General features: G+C 37.2%; 19 protein-coding genes and 1 pseudogene. 16 read left to right on the top strand and 4 right to left on the bottom strand.

All coding sequences use genetic code 11. The features are described from left to right. A pseudogene (locus FTV32_RS14240) lies at positions 1–144 on the bottom strand (alkyl hydroperoxide reductase); the annotation flags it as partial. A 236-nt stretch (positions 145–380) separates the two neighbouring features. On the opposite strand from FTV32_RS14240, the gene FTV32_RS14235 reads away from it, so the two are divergent. Both FTV32_RS14235 and FTV32_RS14230 read left to right on the top strand, forming a co-directional pair. Further along, entirely contained in the window at positions 381–602 is a 222-nt protein-coding gene (locus tag FTV32_RS14235; protein ID WP_035270203.1) for a DUF1653 domain-containing protein, read from the top strand. A gap of 65 nt (positions 603–667) precedes the next feature. Then, positions 668–1,252 (top strand): O-methyltransferase, encoded by a 585-nt coding sequence (locus FTV32_RS14230; RefSeq protein ID WP_180028998.1) that lies wholly within the window; start codon positions 668–670, stop codon positions 1,250–1,252. Positions 1,253–1,328: 76 nt separating this feature from the next. Here the strand turns inward: FTV32_RS14230 and ahpC are convergent, their stop codons facing one another. Then, entirely contained in the window at positions 1,329–1,892 is a 564-nt protein-coding gene (ahpC, locus tag FTV32_RS14225) for an alkyl hydroperoxide reductase subunit C (protein WP_035270191.1), read from the bottom strand. A 510-nt stretch (positions 1,893–2,402) separates the two neighbouring features. On the opposite strand from ahpC, the gene hrpA reads away from it, so the two are divergent. From hrpA to FTV32_RS14205, 4 genes are all read left to right on the top strand, one after another. Continuing rightward, positions 2,403–6,290, top strand: a complete 3,888-nt coding sequence (hrpA, locus tag FTV32_RS14220) for an ATP-dependent RNA helicase HrpA (protein WP_218947427.1) — start codon at positions 2,403–2,405, stop codon at positions 6,288–6,290. A 47-nt stretch (positions 6,291–6,337) separates the two neighbouring features. Beyond that, positions 6,338–7,453, top strand: a complete 1,116-nt coding sequence (locus FTV32_RS14215; RefSeq protein WP_035270185.1) for a beta-ketoacyl-ACP synthase III — start codon at positions 6,338–6,340, stop codon at positions 7,451–7,453. A gap of 19 nt (positions 7,454–7,472) precedes the next feature. Beyond that, the gene (locus tag FTV32_RS14210) at positions 7,473–8,243 is read left to right on the top strand and encodes a lysophospholipid acyltransferase family protein (RefSeq protein WP_092768833.1); all 771 of its coding nucleotides are present in this window, start codon (positions 7,473–7,475) and stop codon (positions 8,241–8,243) included. A 470-nt stretch (positions 8,244–8,713) separates the two neighbouring features. Continuing rightward, positions 8,714–9,541, top strand: a complete 828-nt coding sequence (locus tag FTV32_RS14205; protein WP_180028997.1) for an NAD(P)-dependent oxidoreductase — start codon at positions 8,714–8,716, stop codon at positions 9,539–9,541. Between the two features lie 45 nt (positions 9,542–9,586). Here FTV32_RS14205 and FTV32_RS14200 read toward each other — a convergent pair whose 3' ends face one another. Continuing rightward, complete coding sequence (locus FTV32_RS14200) at positions 9,587–10,399, bottom strand: M48 family metallopeptidase (protein WP_180028996.1); 813 nt, start codon at positions 10,397–10,399, stop codon at positions 9,587–9,589. 1,108 nt (positions 10,400–11,507) lie between these two features. Here FTV32_RS14200 and dsbD point away from each other — a divergent pair. From dsbD to dsbG, 3 genes are read left to right on the top strand one after another with little or no spacing between them, the layout of a single operon-like run. Then, positions 11,508–13,469, top strand: coding sequence for a protein-disulfide reductase DsbD (dsbD, locus tag FTV32_RS14195; RefSeq protein ID WP_180028995.1), 1,962 nt, complete (start codon positions 11,508–11,510; stop codon positions 13,467–13,469). Beyond that, positions 13,469–14,314, top strand: a complete 846-nt coding sequence (locus tag FTV32_RS14190) for a TlpA disulfide reductase family protein (RefSeq protein WP_180028994.1) — start codon at positions 13,469–13,471, stop codon at positions 14,312–14,314. The genes dsbD and FTV32_RS14190 overlap by 1 nt, the downstream gene beginning before the upstream one ends. A gap of 20 nt (positions 14,315–14,334) precedes the next feature. Next, positions 14,335–15,066: a thiol:disulfide interchange protein DsbG gene (dsbG, locus tag FTV32_RS14185; protein ID WP_180029000.1), complete on the top strand. Its 732-nt coding sequence runs from the start codon at positions 14,335–14,337 to the stop codon at positions 15,064–15,066. 117 nt (positions 15,067–15,183) lie between these two features. Here the strand turns inward: dsbG and FTV32_RS14180 are convergent, their stop codons facing one another. Next, positions 15,184–15,501 carry a metalloregulator ArsR/SmtB family transcription factor gene (locus tag FTV32_RS14180; protein ID WP_092768848.1) on the bottom strand — a complete coding sequence of 106 codons (318 nt, stop codon included), beginning with the start codon at positions 15,499–15,501 and terminating at the stop codon, positions 15,184–15,186. 102 nt (positions 15,502–15,603) lie between these two features. Here FTV32_RS14180 and FTV32_RS14175 point away from each other — a divergent pair, with 102 nt between their 5' ends. The 7 genes from FTV32_RS14175 to FTV32_RS14145 all read left to right on the top strand — a co-directional run bounded on the left by FTV32_RS14175 (position 15,604) and on the right by FTV32_RS14145 (position 20,748). Then, positions 15,604–16,020 carry a YeeE/YedE family protein gene (locus FTV32_RS14175; RefSeq protein WP_180028993.1) on the top strand — a complete coding sequence of 139 codons (417 nt, stop codon included), beginning with the start codon at positions 15,604–15,606 and terminating at the stop codon, positions 16,018–16,020. Continuing rightward, complete coding sequence (locus FTV32_RS14170) at positions 16,021–16,437, top strand: DUF6691 family protein (RefSeq protein ID WP_180028992.1); 417 nt, start codon at positions 16,021–16,023, stop codon at positions 16,435–16,437. It abuts the gene before it with no gap. A gap of 14 nt (positions 16,438–16,451) precedes the next feature. Continuing rightward, on the top strand, positions 16,452–17,345 hold the full coding sequence (locus FTV32_RS14165) for an MBL fold metallo-hydrolase (RefSeq protein WP_180028999.1): 894 nt from the start codon (positions 16,452–16,454) through the stop codon (positions 17,343–17,345). 187 nt (positions 17,346–17,532) lie between these two features. Further along, complete coding sequence (locus tag FTV32_RS14160; RefSeq protein WP_092768857.1) at positions 17,533–17,946, top strand: DUF2946 domain-containing protein; 414 nt, start codon at positions 17,533–17,535, stop codon at positions 17,944–17,946. Positions 17,947–18,182: 236 nt separating this feature from the next. Then, complete coding sequence (locus tag FTV32_RS14155; protein WP_180028991.1) at positions 18,183–19,628, top strand: cytochrome ubiquinol oxidase subunit I; 1,446 nt, start codon at positions 18,183–18,185, stop codon at positions 19,626–19,628. Next, positions 19,625–20,629: a cytochrome d ubiquinol oxidase subunit II gene (gene cydB / locus FTV32_RS14150; RefSeq protein ID WP_180028990.1), complete on the top strand. Its 1,005-nt coding sequence runs from the start codon at positions 19,625–19,627 to the stop codon at positions 20,627–20,629. Before FTV32_RS14155 ends, cydB begins: the two co-directional genes overlap by 4 nt. Positions 20,630–20,640: 11 nt before the next feature. After that, complete coding sequence (locus tag FTV32_RS14145) at positions 20,641–20,748, top strand: DUF2474 family protein (protein WP_155757002.1); 108 nt, start codon at positions 20,641–20,643, stop codon at positions 20,746–20,748. Positions 20,749–21,196 lie beyond the last annotated feature (448 nt).

Raw genomic sequence — 21,196 nt, 5'->3', positions numbered from 1 at the left:
TGGAGAAAGTGCTGCCACTTCTTCCACAAGTTCTTTGATTTTTGCAGATTTGTCTGAATCATTTAAAGTCGCAACCAATTCGATTGGACCCTCAAGGCGTTCTAAAAGCGTTTTTAATTGAGCTGAAATATTTTGATCTAACATTGCTAACGTCTCCAAAGGAGTAATAATTCATTCGATACAGGTATACTAAGACAATTGATTGAATAGATAAAACAGTTTGTTTTTATAAATTCAATCGGAAAAATAAATTTAATCAAAGTCTTTGGTGTAGATGTATGAAAGTATTGAGTTAAAACTTGAATTTTCAAGTATAAAAGCAATTCGAATTCAGATATTTACATTAAAATTATTTTAATAGATATGAGCGAGGACCAATTATGACCTTAGAGAGAGGCATTTATAAACACTATAAAGGACAACTTTATCAAGTCCTTCATGTAGCGACGCATAGTGAAACTCAAGAAAAGCTTGTGGTCTATCAATGCCTTTATGGAGATTATTCAATATGGGTAAGGCCATTAGCGATGTTTACAGAAAGCATTTATCTAGAGGATGATGATCGTGAAATTGAACGTTTTAAATTGATTCAAAAATTATGATGATTGTCATAGTAAAGACTTTATCTTTGATTAGTTTATAGAAATCGATTCAATGAGAATATGTCATGAATGCTGAATTTCTAAGTCAAATGCAAAGTTTATATCAGCAGTTAATTCAACATGATGCATATCAAACTGATCGCGATCTGAGATATCGAAATATAAAACCAGAATCTGCCCATTATATTTCGATGCTTATTAAGATCCAGACCTCTAAACGAATTCTTGAAATAGGAACTTCGACAGGATATTTAACATTATGGATGGCGGAGTCGGTTTCGGATCATCAGGGTCGAGTGACGACGGTTGATATAAACTCAAAAAGAACAGCACTTGCGACTCAGTACGCCAAACAGTTTAGTTTAGATCACCTTATTGATTTTATCAGCAGTGATGCAATTGATTTATTAATTAATGAAGGCGATGTGTATGACTTAATTATCTTAGATGCGAATCGACATGCATATCCTGATTATTGGCAATATTTAAAAAAGGTACTACATCCTGAACATGGCGTAATACTTGTAGATAAAGTGATTTCCCATGCGGCTGAAATACAAAGTTTTTTAAAGGATGTTAAGGCTGATCCTGATTTTTGCACGATGACGCTGAATATTGGGTGTGGATTATTGATGATTACGCGGAATTGATGGTGATTGAGAATTTGATGGATTGAACACAAAAAAAACCACGCAAAGCGTGGTTTTTTTTGTGCTATCTAATGAATTAGATTTTACCAACTAGATCGATTGAAGGAGCAAGAGTTGCATCGCCTTCTTTCCATTTAGCAGGGCAAACTTCGCCTGGGTGAGCGTGAACGTATTGAGCTGCTTTAACTTTACGAAGAAGTTCTTGAGCATCACGACCGATACCACCAGCGTTGATTTCAACGATTTGGATTTTACCTTCTGGGTCGATTACGAAAGTACCACGGTCAGCAAGACCAGCAGATTCGATTAGAACTTCGAAGTTTTTAGAAAGAGTCCAAGTTGGATCGCCGATTAATGGGTATTGGATTTTACCAATTACGTCAGAAGTGTCGTGCCAAGCTTTGTGAGTGAAGTGAGTGTCAGTAGAAACACCGTAGATTTCCACGCCTAATTTTTGGAATTCAGCGTAGTTGTCAGCAAGGTCACCAAGTTCAGTTGGGCAAACGAAAGTGAAGTCAGCAGGGTAGAAAAATACTACAGACCATTTGCCTTTAAGATCAGCTTCAGTCACGTCTACGAATTGACCGTTGTGGTAAGCTGTAGCTGCGAATGGTTTAACTTCAGTATTAATTAAGCTCATCATTGTCTCCATGATTGAGGTTAGTCTTTAATTTTCAATTAGAGTATCGAACTTTCGTTCTGTGCTGAAATGGTATTTTTACATTACAAAAATCGGAAAAACCGAATTATGTAAATTGATTGCCATTTAAGTTTGTCATCTGTCTTCCTTGTAACACATCAAAATGATGTATTCGTGACAGGATGAGAAAATTTCACATGCCTACCAACATGAAGACACTGAAGTGAAAATTCAAGGGTAAATATTAAAAAAATCATCATTATTTTGGATTTAGTTTTTCAAAAATATAAAAAGCTACATGAAAATTTCAAAAATTGTATGAATTGTCACATAACACGGCTGACATGTTTCTATTTCAACATAAGATCATTTTAAGCTTTATATTCTCATTTAATCTAAAAAAATAGTCCGATTCAGATTTGGGATAATTTTTGAAAATGAGTAGAATAAAGCGTTTCGTAATTGATATAGGGCTAAAACTTGGCAACGATAGGGTTAAATGTAGAACAAATGGTGATGGCACGAGATCTTCATCGTTTAAATCGACTACGCAAAGGAAAAGATGCCAATGAAAAGCAATATCAAGAACTTTTTGAAAAATCAAATTTAAAAGTACAACAGCGTATTCAACGCATTCCTAATATCAAACTTAATCAAGATTTACCTGTTACCCAATATGCAGACAAATTGATTGAGGCCATTCAAAAACATCAGGTCATTATCGTTGCGGGTGAAACAGGTTCAGGTAAAACAACTCAGCTTCCTCAGATAGCCATGCTTGCGGGGCGTGGTTTAACAGGGTTAATTGGTCATACCCAGCCACGACGATTAGCTGCGCGCAGTGTATCGCAACGTATTGCAGAAGAGGTGGGTGAAAAACTCGGTGAGTCTATTTCATTTAAAGTAAGGTTTAACGAACAGGGTTCACAGGACTCTATCGTTCGTTTAATGACAGATGGTATTTTGCTGGCTGAATTGGCTCATGATCGTTTCTTAACCAAATATGACACCATTATTATTGATGAAGCACATGAGCGCTCGCTCAATATTGACTTCATCATGGGCTATTTAAAACAGCTCTTGCCACGTCGTAAAGATTTTAAAGTCATCATCACATCTGCAACTTTAGACGTTAATCGTTTTTCAAGTTACTTCAATAACGCACCGATCTTTGAGGTTGAAGGTCGTAGTTTTCCTGTAGAAGTGCGTTATCGTCCGATCTCTGAAATGAGTATTGTAGGGAGTGATGATGATGAGTTTGATGACTTTGAAGAAAACCTACCGCGCGCAGTAGTATCAGCTGTTGAAGAATGTTTCAAAGATGCACAGGAAAAAGGTCATCCTGAACACGCAGATATTTTGATTTTTGCCAGTACGGAACAAGAGATTCGTGAGCTACAGGAAACTTTAATCAAACATGGACCTCGTCATACAGAAGTTCTACCTTTGTATGCGAGACTAGCGTTATCTGAACAACAAAAGATTTTTAATCCTGCAGGTGGTGGACGGCGTATCATTATTGCCACCAACGTTGCGGAAACTGCATTGACCGTTCCAAACATACGTTACGTCATTGATAGTGGTTTTGCACGTATCTCTCGTTATAACTACCGTTCGCGTGTTCAGCGTTTACCGATTGAAGCGATTTCTCAAGCAGCAGCCAATCAGCGTAAAGGTCGTTGTGGTCGTATTGCACCGGGTGTGTGTATTCGACTGTATTCAGAAGAAGACTTTTTAAGTCGTCCCGAATTTACTGAACCTGAAATCAAACGTACTAATTTGGCATCTGTTATTTTGCAGATGCAGAGTTTAGGTCTTGGAACACTCGAAGATTTTGACTTTATTGAACCGCCTGATCATCGTCTCGTCAATGATGGTCGTAAACTGCTGATTGAACTCGGGGCGATGACGGAAAAGAGTAATCCTTCTCTTGTGGCTAAAACAGCCTCATCTTTAGATAAAGGTGGACTTCAAGGCAAAGGCGATTCTCTTACCAAAATTGGTCAACAAATGGCAAAAATGCCAATTGATCCAAGACTCGCACGTATGATTTTGGGGGGTGCTCATTTTGGGGCGCTCAATGAAGTATTGATTATCGTGGCAGCGTTAGCTGTTCAGGATCCAAGAGAGCGTCCTGCTGATAAACAAATGCAAGCGGATCAGAAGCATGCCTTGTTTCGTGAAGCCGACTCTGACTTTCTGTTCTATCTCAAATTATGGGATGCGTTGGTTGCAAATCGGGAGATGAGTGAAAATAAGCGTCGCACATTTGCACGTAATCATTTCTTGAGTTGGTTACGCTTGAGAGAATGGAAAAAAACACATGAGCAACTGGTTGATCTTGCTCAAGGCTTAAAGCTTTCTTTTAATGAAAAGAAAACCAGTTACGAAAATCTTCACAGAGCTTTACTCACGGGACTATTGTCATTCATTGCAAATAAAACAGATGAACGCAATGTATTCATGGCAGTGCGTCAACAAAAGGCACGTATATTTCCTGCATCGACCTTACACAAAACCAATACACCATGGGTCATGGCATTTGAGATGGTAGAAACCTCTCAGGTGTATTTACGAACACTGGCGAAAATTGAGCCTGAGTGGATTTTGCTAGCTGCACGTGATTTAGTTAAACATCATTACTTTGAACCGCATTGGTCGAAAAAAGCAGGTGTAGTTAACGCATATGATCAAATTTCACTGTTTGGTTTGATTATTGAGCCTAAGCGTCAAATCAATTATGAAAAGGTCGATCAAACTACGGCGCATGAAATTTTCCTTCGCGATGCTTTAACGACGGGTCATCTGGGGATTACACCACCATTTTTAAAACATAACTTGCTTAAACTAGAAGAGGTTGAGCGAGTAGAAGATAAATTGCGACGTCGTGATTTGGTGGTAGACGAAGAGACGATTTATCAGTTTTATGCTGCAAAAGTGCCTGAAGATGTAGCGAGTCGGCGTAGTTTTGAAGATTGGCGTGCAACAGTTGAGCCTCAAAATCCACGTTATTTGTTCATCGATGACGATGCTTTATGGCTTAACGATCGTCCAACTACCCAACAGTTTCCTGATTACTTACGTAATGGGGACCTTCGTTTAGCGGCAAGTTATCGATTTGACCCAAGCCATGATGAAGATGGTGCGACGGTCAAGATTCCACTACAGGCCCTGCCACAAGTAGATGAAAACTTATGGTCATGGGGCATTCCAGGTTGGCGTCTTGATTTGATTGAAGCACTATTAAAAGCTCTTCCAAAAGATAAGCGTCGTGGCTTGGTACCTATACCAGATACTGCACGTAAACTGATGTCCAAAATAGATGCGCAAGATTTACAAAAGCATATTTTTAGTTTTTTAGCTTTTCAATTGAGAGGCGAACAGATCACTGAAAAAGATTTTAATGTAGATCGAATTGAACAATATCTTTTACCGCTCATTAAAGTCATCGATGAAAAAGGACGAGTGATTGAGCAAGGTCGCGATTTATCTGAATTAAAAGCACGCTGTCGTACTGAAACGCATAGTCCAGTCAAGCAGTTAAAAGGTGAGTATCAAACTTTCCCTGAGCATTTTGTGTTTGAAGCATCGCAAAAAGTCACAGGTGTCGTCGTCAAACAATATCAAGCACTTGTACCAAGCAAGGAATTTTCTAAGCTTGAGCAAAAGGATGAGTCAGGTGTTGTCATTCAAACGTTTAATGATCAGCTCGAAGCAATACGCCATCATCGTGCTGGTATTATTCGCCTGATTCATATGCAGCTAGGTGATTTGATTCGACAGCTTAAAAAACAAATTTCTAAACCACTCGCATTAGCCTATTCCCCTTTGGGTGATAAAGCTCAGTTAGAACAAATGTTAGTTTACGCAACATTGCAAATGGCTTTAGAGAAAGAGCCTGTAGATGCGCAAGATTTCCAAACAATTCTGCAGGCTGTCAAGCAGTCTTTCCTGACGCATGGTCAAAAGGTCTTGGCTGCCTTTAATGACATTTATGTACAATGGCAACAAATTCGACGCGAGTTGATGATGATTGATGCCAATGTATTTGGTAAAAATATCGATGATATTGAAGATCAACTTGATCTAATGAGTTTAGCGGATTTTGCTTATAGTAAATCTGTAGACGTGTGGATTGAATTTCCACGCTATCTTAAAGCTTTATTGATCAGGATTGATCGTTTGCCTCATAATCTCAAACGAGATGATGATGCGATTGCTCAAGTCGATCCTTGGATGGATAAATTATTTAAATATAAAAATGATCAGAAATTAAAAGAGTTATATTTTATGGTTGAAGAACTGAGAATCTCATTATTCTCTCAACCGATGAAAACCAAGATGCCAATTTCGCCAAACCGTATTCAAAAAGTATGGGAACGTCTCGGAATCAGTTAATATAGCTTTAATTTGAAATATTGAGTTACTCAAAAAAGGAGTTTTGCATGGGCATTCGTATTACAGGCACTGGCTTATTCCATCCTGAACATGTCATCACCAATGAAGAATTGGTTGAAAGTTTAAATGCTTATGTAGAAAAGTTTAATCAAGAGAATGCTGAAAAAATTGCTGCGGGCGAAATCGAAGCACGCCGTGGTTCAAGTGCAGAATTTATTGAGAAGGCTTCAGGTGTTAAAGCACGTTATGTTGTAGAGAAGGAAGGCGTATTAGATCCTAATCGTTTACGTCCAAACTTAGCAGAACGATCAGATGATGAAATTTCACTTCAAGCTGAGTGGGGTGTGATCGCTTCAAAACAAGCAATGGAAAATGCCGGTGTAACTGCTGAAGACATTGATGTTGTAATATTGGCTTGTTCAAATATGCAACGTGCATATCCTGCGGTTGCTATTGAAATTCAAACTGCATTAGGCATTCAAGGTTATGCTTATGACATGAATGTTGCTTGTTCTGCTGCAACATTTGGCTTAAAACAAGCTTATGATGCGATCAAGTCTGGTGCTCGTCGTGTGCTCTTGGTCAATGTGGAAATCACATCAGGTCATACAGATTATCGTTCACGTGATTGTCATTTCATTTTTGGTGATGTAGCGACAGCTTCAATTATTGAAGATACAGATTCTAAAACTGGATTCGAAATTTTAGATACGCAATTGTTTACGCAATTCTCTAATAACATTCGTAATAATTTTGGTTTCTTGAATCCAAGTGAAACAACCAACGCGGATGATAAACGCTTCCGTCAAGATGGCCGTAAAGTGTTTAAAGAAGTATGCCCATTGGTTGCGAAAATGATTACAAAGCAACTTGAGAAAAACCAAATCGAACCGACGAATGTTAAACGTTTCTGGTTACATCAAGCCAATGCCAGCATGAACGAGTTAATTTTAAAGCTAGTTGTGGGTAAAGCTGCTGCTGAAGCAGATCCAGACTTAGTTCCAATCATTTTAGACGAGTTTGCAAACACTTCTTCAGCTGGTGTCATCATTGCGTTACACCGAACTGCAGATCAAGTGAATGATGGTGAATACGGTGTATTATGTTCATTTGGCGCAGGTTATTCTGTTGGTTCAATACTGGTGCAGAAGCGAGTAGCTTAATTAGATAAAGAGATGTTCAATGGAAAATAAAGCATTGCAAATCCAACACCATTCTAAAATGATCCGATATGGTAGTTTGTTGCAACGTTTTTATTTTAAACCGACCTTTCTTGGTGTTGAACATCTCAATGCTGATCGACCTGCCATGTATGTGGGTAATCATACAATTTATGGTGTATTTGATACGCCAATTTTGATTGATTATCTATATACAGAGCACAAAATTAAAATTGTGAGTTTAGGTGATCACATTCATTTCAAAATACCGTATTGGAAAGATATGGTTCATAAAATGGGTGCAATTGAGGGTCTAAGAGAATACGCCAGAGATGCAATGCAACAAGGATACTCTATCCTAGTGTTTCCAGGTGGTGGGCGTGAGGTCGTAAAGCGCAAAGGGGAAGAATATCAACTCATATGGAAAGAGCGCTACGGATTCTTAAAGTTAGCTCAAGAATTTGACTACGACATTGCACCTTTTGTAGCTGTAGGTGGTGATGAAGTATTCGATTTGGCACTTGATGCCAATTATTTGCTTGAAAAAAAGTGGTTTAAAAAGCTTTTAGCTGTTCCTAAAATTGGAAAATTACTCCGTCAAGGTGATGTTTTGCCTTCAATACCCAAAAATATTATTCCTAAAAGAGTCCCATTCTATTTCAAATTTTTACCACGACAATCAATCTCAAATATCAAAACAGAACAGGATTTGATTGAATTCAGAGATCAATTGCAGCAAACGATTTACGAAAATATTGCATCAACGCAGTTGATACGAGATAGACAAGATTAAATCCTAGAAAATTATACTTCTTAATCTAATTATATTGTTGATTATAAAAATATTTTTAAAATAATATTAAAAAAATAAATTAGTGCTTTCTATTTTATATCAATTAGGTATATTATTTTAATGTAAATATTCAGTTTACTAAGCCCAAAGATTGTACTCCTCCTTGGGCTTTTTTTTATCTCAGAATAATAATAGGCGTATGAGAGCGATTTTCACTTTTTAAATTTCACACAAATTAAGATTGAAAATCAAAGGTGAATTTTTGGCACAAAATGCAACTATAGTTGGTTTTTTAAAAATTAATAAAAACAGAATGTTATTTAAATTTTTTAGCATGCTATCAAAACAATTCTAATTTTGTAATTGCAAAATGTATGCTTCTACGACTTAGAGGTTCATAAAGAAATTTTGCATAAGTGCTTTTTTTTTGTACATTGAAAACTCAAAAAACAAAATAACACAGAGGGATTATGACACTACAAGGAAAAACACTGTTCATTACAGGTGCAAGCAGAGGTATCGGTCGTGAGATTGCACTTAAAGCTGCAAAAGATGGTGCAAATATTGTGGTTGCTGCAAAAACGAGCACTGAACATTCGAAACTCAGTGGTACGATTCATTCTGTTGCAAAAGAAATAGAAGCAGCTGGTGGGAGAGCATTAGCGATCCAACTTGATGTACGAGATCAAGATGCTGTCGCAGCCGCAATGAAACAGGCTGCTGAACATTTTGGTGGGATAGATGTCCTCATAAATAATGCTGGTGCGATTAATTTGAGTGGGGTTGAAACGCTTGATCCAAATCGTTTTGATCTCATGTATCAAGTTAATACTCGCGCCGTTATGGTCTGTAGTCAAGCTGCCTTGCCTTATTTAAAACAAAGTCAAAATCCACACATTCTTAGTCTCTCTCCACCTTTAAATTTAAAAGAATCGTGGTTTGCGGTTCATTCTCCTTACACTATCAGTAAATATGGCATGAGTATGTTGACCATGGGAATGAATCAAGAATTCGAACGTTATGGAATAAGTGTTAATGCCTTGTGGCCTAGAACCATTATTGCAACTGCAGCGATTGAGTTTTCTCTCGGTGGACGTGAGTTATTTAGCAAGGCTCGGACACCAGCAATCATGGCTGATGCAGCGTATGCAATCTTGACGAGTGAGAAACGTTCGATCACGGGTCGTATGATGATCGACGAAGAGATATTAAGAGAGAAAGGTGAAACTGATTTCGAAAAATATCGAGTGGAACCATCAGATGAAGAATTGATGGTTGATCTATTTGTTGATCCATAAATGAGAAAGCCCAACATTGTGTTGGGCTTTATTATTTACACTAAATTATCGTAATGCAGTAAGGTTGACATCCTTTTGATACATCTCGATCTGCATGACTTGTTCAGTTAAGAATGCTTTACGTTGGTCATTGCTCGGATGACTTGCAAACAAAGTTGATTGATCTTTATTCATTTTACGTTTGTTGAGATTAGCTTCGAATTTATCCCAAAATGAGAGTGCTGCATTGTGATTGTAGCCCGCTCTCACCATCAAATCTAAACCAATCAAATCAGCTTCTTCTTCTAGATGACGGCGATGAGACATATTGGTTTGATTACCAGATAAACCACTTGCAAGCCCGATGGCAGCCCCAGTTCCCATGGTTGCACCCATTAGACCCAAATTCATTGCTGCGAAACGAGAAGCCTTTTCACGACTATGATTACGGATAATGTGTGCCATTTCATGCGCAATTAGGGTGGCTAACTCGTCATCAGATAAGTTTTCAAACATATATACAGCCGAATTAACTACAATTTGCCCACTTTGAAAGGATTGGGCATTCGGTTTGCTGCTGAGCACACCGTTAATTCGCCATTGAATTGGTTGACGACCTTCACGTAAATATTGATTAGCATGTGGGATTAAACGTGCCAAAATTTGATTTAATCGTGGATCTTCAAGATACAAAGACTTAGTTTTCGCTTTCTTTTCAAATTTATTATAGCTACGGTTTGAAATTTTATTCCAAGCTGATTCCGGAATAATCATGAGTTGTTTGCGTTCGGAAGCTACAGTGCCTAATGATGTGGTTGAAACACAGCCAGTCGAGATTAATGCAATTGAACTTATAATACCAAACGCGAAGGATTTCATAATTACACCTTAATGATGGGATATTATTTGAGATCTAGCTTGATTTTTAATAGCTAGATTTCGTGTTTAATTATTGTTCAATATTTAGATTAATTAAACAAACATTATTTTAATTATTAATTTGAACGAATTAATATCATGGTGGTTATAATGAGATTTGAGTCACAATAATATTTTTTTATTTGTTATTTTGTTATTTAGATAAATTATTTTATTTATATATATTTTGTATTTTATTATATTTTTATTATATTATTTGTGGTTGGATTAATATTTATTAAAATTAATAGTATATATAAATCAGTATTTTATGTTTTATTTTTGTTTTCTTTAAATATTTGAGTGTGATTCTGTTTTTGAATTTAATTTAATATGAGAATAAATTCTCACTATTTTAGTTGAATATTGATAAATAACTCATAACGAAATATTTTGGAATTCCATTCAAGGCTATTAAAATTAATTCTTATATTGTGAAGTTTTTCTTACATTGAGTTGGTGTATTTTGTGATTTATTTCTCAAATATTATCGTTGGGTATTTTAATTAAATGTGGGTGGACTAATTATGTGATTTATAACCACGAATTTTTTTGATCACAGTGTTATAAGGCCTGTTTGATTTTTGACAAGGTCTGAGCATCATTAATATGCGCATGCTGCTTATCCTAGCCAATCGATACAACAGAACACTTTAAAATAAATTCATCCAAACTTATTTTGTCTTCAGTCAATATAAGTATCAATTCGTTCAATTTCTAAGATGTTTAACCTGAACTTGAGTTTTCAGTACTCGTCATTCAATCGCATCGTATTTTGAAAGAATGATTAATCTTGATGTGGAGTACTCGGTGAATCAAATGAGGGTTTCTTTGGTGGGTCGAGTAAAGTCTCAATCACAAACGCTGTGCCAAGGTGATCAACAGAAATATTTAAAGAATTCCAACGGAATAATGAGATTTTTTGCGATATAAAGTTCATGTTAGGGCGAGTACAAATGTATGAGCGATCTCGAGTGACGATTGGCGTTGAAGCGGCATTTGTTTTATCACGCTTTCTTAATTCATTCGTTGAACTTTGAACGACTAGACAGGAACTGATACGGTCAATATGAATAATTGGTTTAAGGGTAGTTTATTGCTTGGTTCTTTGGTGAGTAGTTTTGCATTTGCAGATTTTCTACCACCAGATCAAGCATTTCAATTTGAGGCAGTATCAGTCAGTCATCATCAAGCTGAACTAAAATGGAAGATCGCAGATGGTTACTATCTCTATCATGATCAAATCAAAGTTTCAGACATTCAAGGTCCTGTAAAGTTATCTCTACCACGCCCAAAAGAGAAAGATGATCCAAACTTTGGTATGACCCAAGTGCATTATCAGGATGTAATCAGCAATATTCCAGTCAAACCAAATCAAGAATTTAAGATTCAATGGCAAGGATGTGCTGAAAGTGGTTTATGTTATCCGATTCAAAGAACAACGATAACAACTGACAGCACAGGTTTATTCCCAGCGCAGCAAACTACACAAGCTAAGAAAGTTTTAAATCTCAAAGAAATTTCAGCAGCATCTAATGGAGTTGTAAATACTCGAGATGCACAAGAAAATGCTTCACCAAAAACAGAAACACAACTCATTTCAAAGGATAACAATACAGTCGCAGATCGTAAAAATTTTAACGCTACTGCGCTTGAGCGAGATAAAACCGAATTTGGAGAAAATAATTTAATCAGTGAGGATCAATCCACGCTAGATGCAAATTTATCTAAAGAAAATCTGAATAGGCCAGCCAGTTTTTCGGGTGTATGGAACAACGATCAATTTTTTTTAAATTTGCTCTCTCAACAAAGTGTATGGCTTAATTTATTGGTGTTTTTAGGACTTGGAATATTGTTGGCGTTCTTGCCTTGTTCATTGCCCTTAATTCCGATTTTATCAGGCATTCTTGTGCAAAATCACAGAGGTTATCGTGCCGCGGTAATAGCTTTTATTTTTGTCACAGGGATGGCTATCGTTTATGCGTTAATGGGATTCGTTGTTTCTCAACTGGGCTATAGTTTTCAGCGTTGGTTTCAAAGTCCGATCTTCATCAGTATTTTTAGTCTCTTGTTTATTATTTTTGCCCTTAATCTTTTTGGTGTATTTCAAATCTCTTTACCTCAAGGAATGTTACAACGCTTAGATCTTTGGCAACAAAAACAAAAAGGGGGCACATTGATCGGTGCAGGACTCATGGGGATGATTTCTGCACTGATTGTTGGACCTTGCATGAGTGCTCCGTTGGCTGGAGCATTAATATTTGTCTCACAGATTAACCAACCTTTATTAGGGGCGACTTATCTTTTTGTTTTGGGCATTGGGATTGGTTTGCCGCTTTTTATTGCGGCAGTTTTCGGGACGCATTTTTTACCTAAACCTGGGGTATGGATGGATCGACTCAAGGTCTGTTTTGGTTTCGTGATGTTGCTTGTGGCCACTTATTTTGCACGGCCACTTATTCCAACCAGTATTTATCAAATTCTGATGGGTCTTTTACTTCTTGGATTCGCTGTATATTTACTCTGGAAAATGCGACCTTATGTCGAAAAAATAGTGGTTAAAAGCATCATCATATTACTCAGTCTTGGCATGATGTTTTTAGGAATGAATTATGTGCAGCAAGGGTATACGCACTCACTTGTAACGCAGGCCAAAACATTACATACATGGCATAAAGTCAATTCTGCCGCGCAGCTTTCAAATGTTTTGAACGCAAATCAAGGTAAAGCCGTAGTAATTGATGTTTACGCAGATTGGTGTGTTGCATGTCAACCGATAGAAAAAGAGGTACTTCCGCGTGAAGATGTTCAAGCCCAACTCAATGATTTGGTTTTAATTAAATTAGATCTCACTCATTTTGAACCAAGCCAAGATGAACTGTTAAAAAAATGGCAAATTTTAGGTCCGCCAACATTTATTTTTTTAAATACGCAACATGATGAAATACGTGATCTGCGTTTGACTGGTACTTTTACTACAACACAGTTATTAAATCGATTGCAGGAACAATCTGTCGGGATGGTTCAGTAATGATTTCATTTGATGGGATTCAACTTGGATCACTCATGTTTCCATGGGTTTTATTGATTCTATTCAGTGGGATACTGTTCATCAGTATCCTGATCAATGTTTTAGGTCATCACTATAAATGGACAGATACCCAAGTCAAAATCAGTAAAGATTCAGTGTGGACAAGCATCATTATTGGAGCAGTTGCCGCTAGAGTCATCTTTGTTATGTTCTATTGGGAGACTTATATTGCAAATCCTTTAGATATACTCAAAATCCAAGATAAAGGATTTAGCTTATGGAGTGGATTATTCTTCGGTGGGCTAAGCTATATCATTCTCAATCGAAGCTTACGAACAAAAATGAAGATCATTTTAGTTGGGGTGTTTTTATTTTGGGTAGCGATTGGCGTAATGATAAAAACTCAATACAAGGTTGAAAGTTTTTATCCTGATCTAAGTTTTCAGATACTCCCAACTGATCATAGTGAAAATAAGAATGAAGGGTATTTCACAGATTTTTTGGGTCAGCCTACAGTCGTTAATTTGTGGGCGAGTTGGTGCCCGCCATGTCATAGAGAGATGCCAATACTTTTTCAAGCACAAAAGGCTCATCCCAATATTCATTTTGTGATGCTCAATCAAGGTGAAGATATCACAACGGTTCAAAACTATTTACAAAAACACAGCTTCAACTTTAAAAATGTCAGACTTGATGTAAATGGGGAAATGCCCAAGCAGAGCAATAGTTTTGGCTTGCCAACTACATTGTTTTACGATGAAAAAGGTAAATTGGTGGATAGACATATGGGTGAGTTAAGCGCTGCAAAATTGCAAGAATATTTAATTAAAATGACAGCTGAGTAGAGCTAAAGGTTATGAAAGATATAAATAAATTAATATTGTTGTCTAGCGTATTTTTAATAAGTAGCGTCAGTTATGCGGATTTAAAAAAGCAGATTTCAGCAGAGGGCTTTGAGTTTGTAAAAGAAATTCCAGCACCAGCAGGTATGACAGGATGGGCAGGGCATATGAACCAACATCCAGGCACGGTTTTTATTTCTAATGATCAGAAATATTACATTATGGGTGATTTATATAATGCTCAAGGTGAAAATATTTCTATTGAAGCATTAAATACTCATGTCAAAGACGCCGTATTAGATGATGTATGGAAGAGCATTGAAAAGTCGACTTGGATTCAAGATGGTGAAAATACAGCAGCACGCGTTGTTTATGTATTTTCAGATCCTAACTGCCCATATTGCCATCAATTTTGGGAAGCTGCACGACCATGGGTAAACTCGGGAAAAGTTCAACTTCGACATATACAAGTTGGTGTGATTCGAGAAGAAAGTCGAGGGCAGATTGTCACCATACTTAACTCAAGTGATCCTGCTAAAGTATTTAATGACTACAATAAAAAGAAAGGTAAAGAGCGATTAGTTGTTACGCAAAATATATCAAAATCTTTACATGAAAAAATCGACTATAACGAGTCACTCATGGATAAATATGGATTTTTTTCCACGCCAGCTATGGTATGGAAAAATCAACAAGGAGAGTTCAAGTCTATGCAAGGAATGGCAAAAGACTTGCAAGAAGTTTTTGAAAAATAGAATTTTTTGGACTTTAGTACTCTTGAATACAAAACTTTAAAATTTAATACATGGTCATTTGCATGGAGAATATGATCGTATTTGAGTCTCATATCCACAACTGAAAGAATTGCAAGATTATGAAGTAGGATCGCAATATAAGCGATAAAGCGTTTGCATAATGGTGAGGACTTTAGGATCACTCACTTGATAAAAAATTTGTTTACCTTCACGACGAGTCACCACCATTTCAGCTTTACGTAATACGGTTAACTGTTGTGAAAGCGTGGGTTGAAAAATTTGAGTTCGATTCTCAATTTCCTGAACGTTCAATTCACCATCTACTAAAATACAAAGTATCTTTAAGCGATCAGGATTCGACAGGACTTTAAGTCGATCGCTGACTTGATCAACTTGTGAAAAATCCATTTGATTTAATTCAACATCAGACGGCATTGGATGTTCCTTTGAAACAGAAGGATGCGTATGTTAAAGCATCTTGATTATTTTTCAAAATTATATAATATAAAAAAATATATTGTAAATAAGTAAATTGTTATGCATGATTTTGTGATTGCTTTTTTAGGTGGAGCACTACTCGGTTTATCTGTGGTTGGATACTTATATGTGAATGGTCGAATAGCAGGGATTAGTGGTTTAATCGGTCAAGTACTAAATCCGCATAAAGTTTTCAAAACACCAGCATTGTGGTTTTTAATGGGTCTCATCATCACACCGTTTATCTATGGTATTTGGGTTCAGCCTGAAATTGAACTCGAAGCAAGTCCATTCATGATGATCGTGGCAGGTATTTTAGTTGGATTTGGAACACGTTTAGGTTCTGGCTGTACAAGTGGGCATGGCATTTGTGGTTTAAGTAGATTGTCCAAAAGATCTATTGTGGCAACACTAAGTTTTATGCTGACAGGCTTTATAACGGTTTATATAATTCGGCATGTCACAGGAGCATTCTAAATGAAAAACCTTTTTGCTTTTTTGTTTGGCTCACTTTTTTCCGTGGGGCTCATGTTATCTGGAATGTCGAACCCTGAAAAAGTTCTTAATTTTCTTGATTTATTTGGCGAGTGGGATGCAAGTTTGGCATTTGTCATGATGGGTGCCATTGTCGTGGCATTCATACCCTTTCAGATCGTAACCAGAAGTGAAAGACCTTTAACTCTATTCAATGAGACTATTGATCTACCAAAGAGCAATCAGCTTGATAAAAAGCTCATCATAGGTGCTAGCTTGTTTGGGATAGGCTGGGGCATCGCAGGCATCTGTCCAGCACCAGGATTAACATTAATTGGTTTAGGGCATTATCAATCACTCTATTTTGTGATTGCGATGTTGATAGGAGTTTTGATTCACCGTAAATGGATGGGGGCATAGTTATGAAACTAGTGATGAAAGACGCCACTCAAGATCAAATCAAGCCGCTAATTAAAGATTTTTTTGATCAAAATACCAATACATTTAGTTATGTCGTGGCTGATCCTGTGACATTAAGTTGTGCCATTATCGATAGTGTTTTAGATTTTGATGCTGCTTCTGCGACAACAACGACGGAACATGCTGACCAGATTATTCAATACATACATGAACAGCATTACAAGGTTGAGTGGATTTTAGAAACACATGTGCATGCTGATCATTTGACCGCTGCGCAATATTTAAAATCTAAGCTGGGTGGCAAAATTGCCATGAGTCATCATATTGGAATTGTACAAGAAACATTTGGCTCAATTTATCAATTGGATATTAAGGCAATAAACGCACAGCAACCATTCGATTATTTATTTAAAGATCATGAGTGTTTTAAAATTGGAGAAATTGAAGCCTACAACATTCCAACGCCTGGTCATACACCTGCTTGTCTTAGTTATGTGATAGGTGATGCAGTTTTCGTGGGTGATACTATATTTATGCCAGACTATGGTACAGCACGATGTGATTTTCCACGGGGCAGTGCAGCAGAATTATTTGATTCAGTTCAGAAGCTTTATCAACTGCCTGATCATATGCGTGTATATCTATGTCACGATTATTTACCAGAAAATCGACATCAATATATGTGTCAAACAGATATAAAAACGCAAAAAGAATCTAATATACACATTCGAATTGATTCAAAAAAGAATGATTTTGTGGAAATGCGCAATAGCCGTGACGCGACATTGGGGATGCCAAAGCTCATTTTACCAGCCATTCAAATCAATATGAACGGTGGCAAATTTCCGCCCACTGAACACAATGGAGTATCTTATTTGAAAATCCCTTTAAATTTTTTCAAATCATAAAATTTAGCTACTTTAATTTTTATAGATATTATAAATACATGTTATGTATAAAATTGAAAAAGGCTTTAAAAACAAGTTCAATAGGCGTATAGTTAAGTATGAAAGTTGATCAGCCTAGTCGGTTATTAACTTGATTTTTTTTCTATGTTTCTAAACACTCTTTATCGAAAAGAGTTGAGAGGAAATTTTGCTAAGATCTAGTGGACTCATCATTGCATTTGCAACGGTGTTATTACAACTAGCGGTTTATTTACAACCGATCTTACCGGAGAAATTTCATGTCGCTCCGGTATGCATGTCTATTATGCATAATTTACTTTCTCCAGAACGCCATCAGCATGTTCATGAGACTTATCACGATCTCGTCCACCATTTGAGTGAAAACGAACATCATCACGACCATAATCAAATTACTCACCAATGCCAATATTGCACTGTGTATGGAGACCTCGTCTTACCATTTGATTTTGGTGTAAAAGAAATTTTTGATCGCTTACAAGTTAAGTTGAGCTTCTACCGCAATTCTTTTTGGCACGTCTATTTTTCTCTACAGAAGCTCTATCTTCTGCCTCAAGGCCGAGCGCCACCTTTTGGACTCTAATTGATTTAAACCTTGGATCATTTTGATCTTAATCAATTTATTTAGAGTTCAATCTTATGAAAAAAATCTTTAAACAGTCTGTAGCTAACAGACGGTATTCACTCATCCTCAAAAAAGTGAATTTAAAATCGCGTGTTATCGGAATGATACATGACATCTACAATGTAATTCTGACTGTAGTTTTAAACTCATTGAAGAACAACATTCACCACAAAATTCAATGATAAGGTGACCTCATGGATCTAGGACTAACAGCGCTCGAATTGGCGCGTATACAATTTGCATTCACTGTTTCATTTCACATTATCTTTCCAGCAATTTCGATTGGATTGGCAAGTTTTTTGGCTGTGCTCGAATGGCGTTGGCTTAAAACGAATGATCCTGTTTATCGAGATCTGTTTAAATTTTGGATAAAAATATTCGCACTTTCATTTGGTATGGGTGTCGTTTCAGGCGTGGTGATGAGCTATCAGTTTGGAACCAACTGGAGTGAATTTTCACGTATTGCTGGTAGTGTCACTGGACCATTGCTGACGTATGAAGTGCTCAGTGCGTTTTTCTTAGAAGCTGGTTTCCTCGGTATCATGTTGTTTGGCTGGGGGCGAGTTGGACCAAAGACGCATTTTTTTGCAACCTTAATGGTGGCAATAGGAACATGTATATCCATGTTTTGGATTCTGTCATCTAACAGCTGGATGCAAACACCTCAAGGCTTTGCATTTGAAAATGGAATAATTGTTCCTCAAGATTGGTTCGCGATTGTCTTTAACCCATCCTTTCCTTATCGATTAGCGCATATGGCACTGGCCGCTTTCTTGGTTTCAGGCTTATTGGTTGCCGCAACTGCTGCATGGCATCTACTCAAAGGACGCCGTGATGCGTTAGTTAAAAAGTCATTCTCGATGGCAATGTGGATGATCCTTGCTTTAGCTCCACTACAGATGTTCGTGGGTGATTTACATGGATTGAATACCTTAGAACATCAGCCTGCTAAATTAGCTGCAATCGAAGGTCATTGGGAAACCAATAAAGATCATGGTATGCCGTTGTATCTATTTGGTATTCCAGATATGGAAGCTGAAGAAACTAAATATGCGATTGGTATTCCAAATCTGGGTAGCCTGATCATGACACATACCCTTGATGGTGAGGTTAAAGGCTTAAAAGAATTCGCACCTGAGGATCGACCTAATTCAACCATCGTTTTTTGGAGTTTCCGAATCATGGTGGGTATGGGCATGCTCATGATCTTACTGGCTGTATTTGGTCTATGGCTACGTAAGACAGGCAAATTCTATGATTCTAAATGGTTGCACAAGTTTGCTTTGTGGATGGGGCCTTCAGGTTTTATTGCATTATTGGCAGGCTGGTTTACCACAGAGGTGGGACGTCAACCTTGGATTATCTATGGCGTAATGCGTACGAAAGATGCGTTATCTCCTGTCTCTGCGGAACAGGTTGGACTTACGCTAATTATTTTTGTTGTGGTGTACTGCATCGTATTTGGTATCGGTATCTTTTATATGTTGAAAATGATGGTAAAAGGACCAGAATTTATTTATTCAACACCACATTCAGATGGCGAAGTGATCCGAGCGTCTAAACGCCCGATGAGTACCATTGATAATGAACAACAACTTGAAGCATCAAACAGGGTGAATGATCAGGAGAATTTGAAATGATTGATTTATCATTGATTTGGATTGTGATCATCGCACTAGGTGTGTTGATTTATGTCGTTCTTGATGGTTTTGATTTGGGAATTGGTATTTTATTTCCATTTGTGAAAGATCGCCAAGAGCGTGATGTCATGATGAATACTGTAGCACCCGTATGGGATGGCAATGAGACTTGGATGGTACTTGGTGGAGCTGGTTTATTTGCCGCTTTTCCACTGGTCTATTCGACTGTGTTGTCTGCATTATATATGCCCATCACCTTAATGGTGATCGCGCTTATATTTCGTGGAGTCGCTTTTGAGTTTCGTTTTAAGGCTAATCGGACTAAGGCACTTTGGGACCAAGCATTTATTTGGGGTTCAATTTTAGCTTCATTTTTACAAGGTGTGATTTTAGGCGCTTATATTCAAGGAATTCAGACGACCAATGGTGTGTTCACGGGTGGTGGTCTGGATTGGCTCACTCCATTTTCACTCTTTACAGGTTTAGGCGTTGTTGTGTTATACGCGACACTCGGTTGTGGATGGTTAATTTTTAAAACGGATGAGCGTGTACAAGATCATATGTACCGTCTGATGCCGAAGCTTATGATCGCGTTATTTCTAATATTTGGCGCTGTCAGTATTTATACCCCCCTTGTACATGACGATATTGCACAGCGTTGGTTTAGCCAACCACAAATGTGGTATTTCAGCCCCGTACCAATACTGGTATTGATTTTTACTTTCCTTGCGCTCAGAGCTTGTAAACGTCGTCAGGAGTTTGCGCCTTTCATCTATACATTGGCTTTGGTATTTCTTGCGTATACGGGCTTCTTAATTAGTTTATGGCCTAATATCATTCCGCCAAGTGTAACGATTTGGCAAGCTGCTGCACCTCAAAGTAGTCAATTATTTGCTCTCATTGGTGCACTCATTCTAATCCCAATTATATTGTTTTATACCGCTTTATCTTATTGGGTATTTAGAGACAAGGTCCGTGTTGGTGACGAAGGTTACCACTGAGGAGAATGATAATGAAACTGAATCAAGCAGGGTGGTTTATTGTTTTATGGCTCGGTGGTTTTTTAAGTCTATTATTGATTGCTGGTCTATTTCGATTGCTCATCCAGTGGGCGTATTAATCTAAATCTTTAGACATCAACAATTAACCCATCATCTAGGTGATGGGTTTTTAATTTAAATACTAACGACTAATCGTTGTTGATCATAATTGGGTAATAGAAACTATGATATAGGCACAATTAAGCGGATTTTAGCTTCTAAACCAACGCTTTAAAAATTTACTTAAACAATTGATTTAAGATAAAATTAGAAGAATCATCTGAATCTTTGAGAATGATGAGTGACATCGTTTCAATCACTTATGACATAACTATCGCCGTTTTAAGGAATCACGAGACTGATATTTAATTGTCGTTGTTAATGGTCTAATTACTGTGAAAAAAAAAGCCAGACTGGTGGAGCAATCTGGCAAAGCGTCAAGATGAGTCACCCGTGACAAGTGATGTTTCCTGAGTTCAGGTTTAAGTTGTTCTGAACTTAAGCCTGAATAAATTCAGCCACAGCTTG

The organism is Acinetobacter sp. YH16032 (assembly GCF_013417345.1).
Classification (GTDB): Bacteria; Pseudomonadota; Gammaproteobacteria; order Pseudomonadales; family Moraxellaceae; genus Acinetobacter.
Note: the sequence above shows the minus strand (reverse complement) of the source record. Positions and strands in the feature narration are given on the sequence as shown.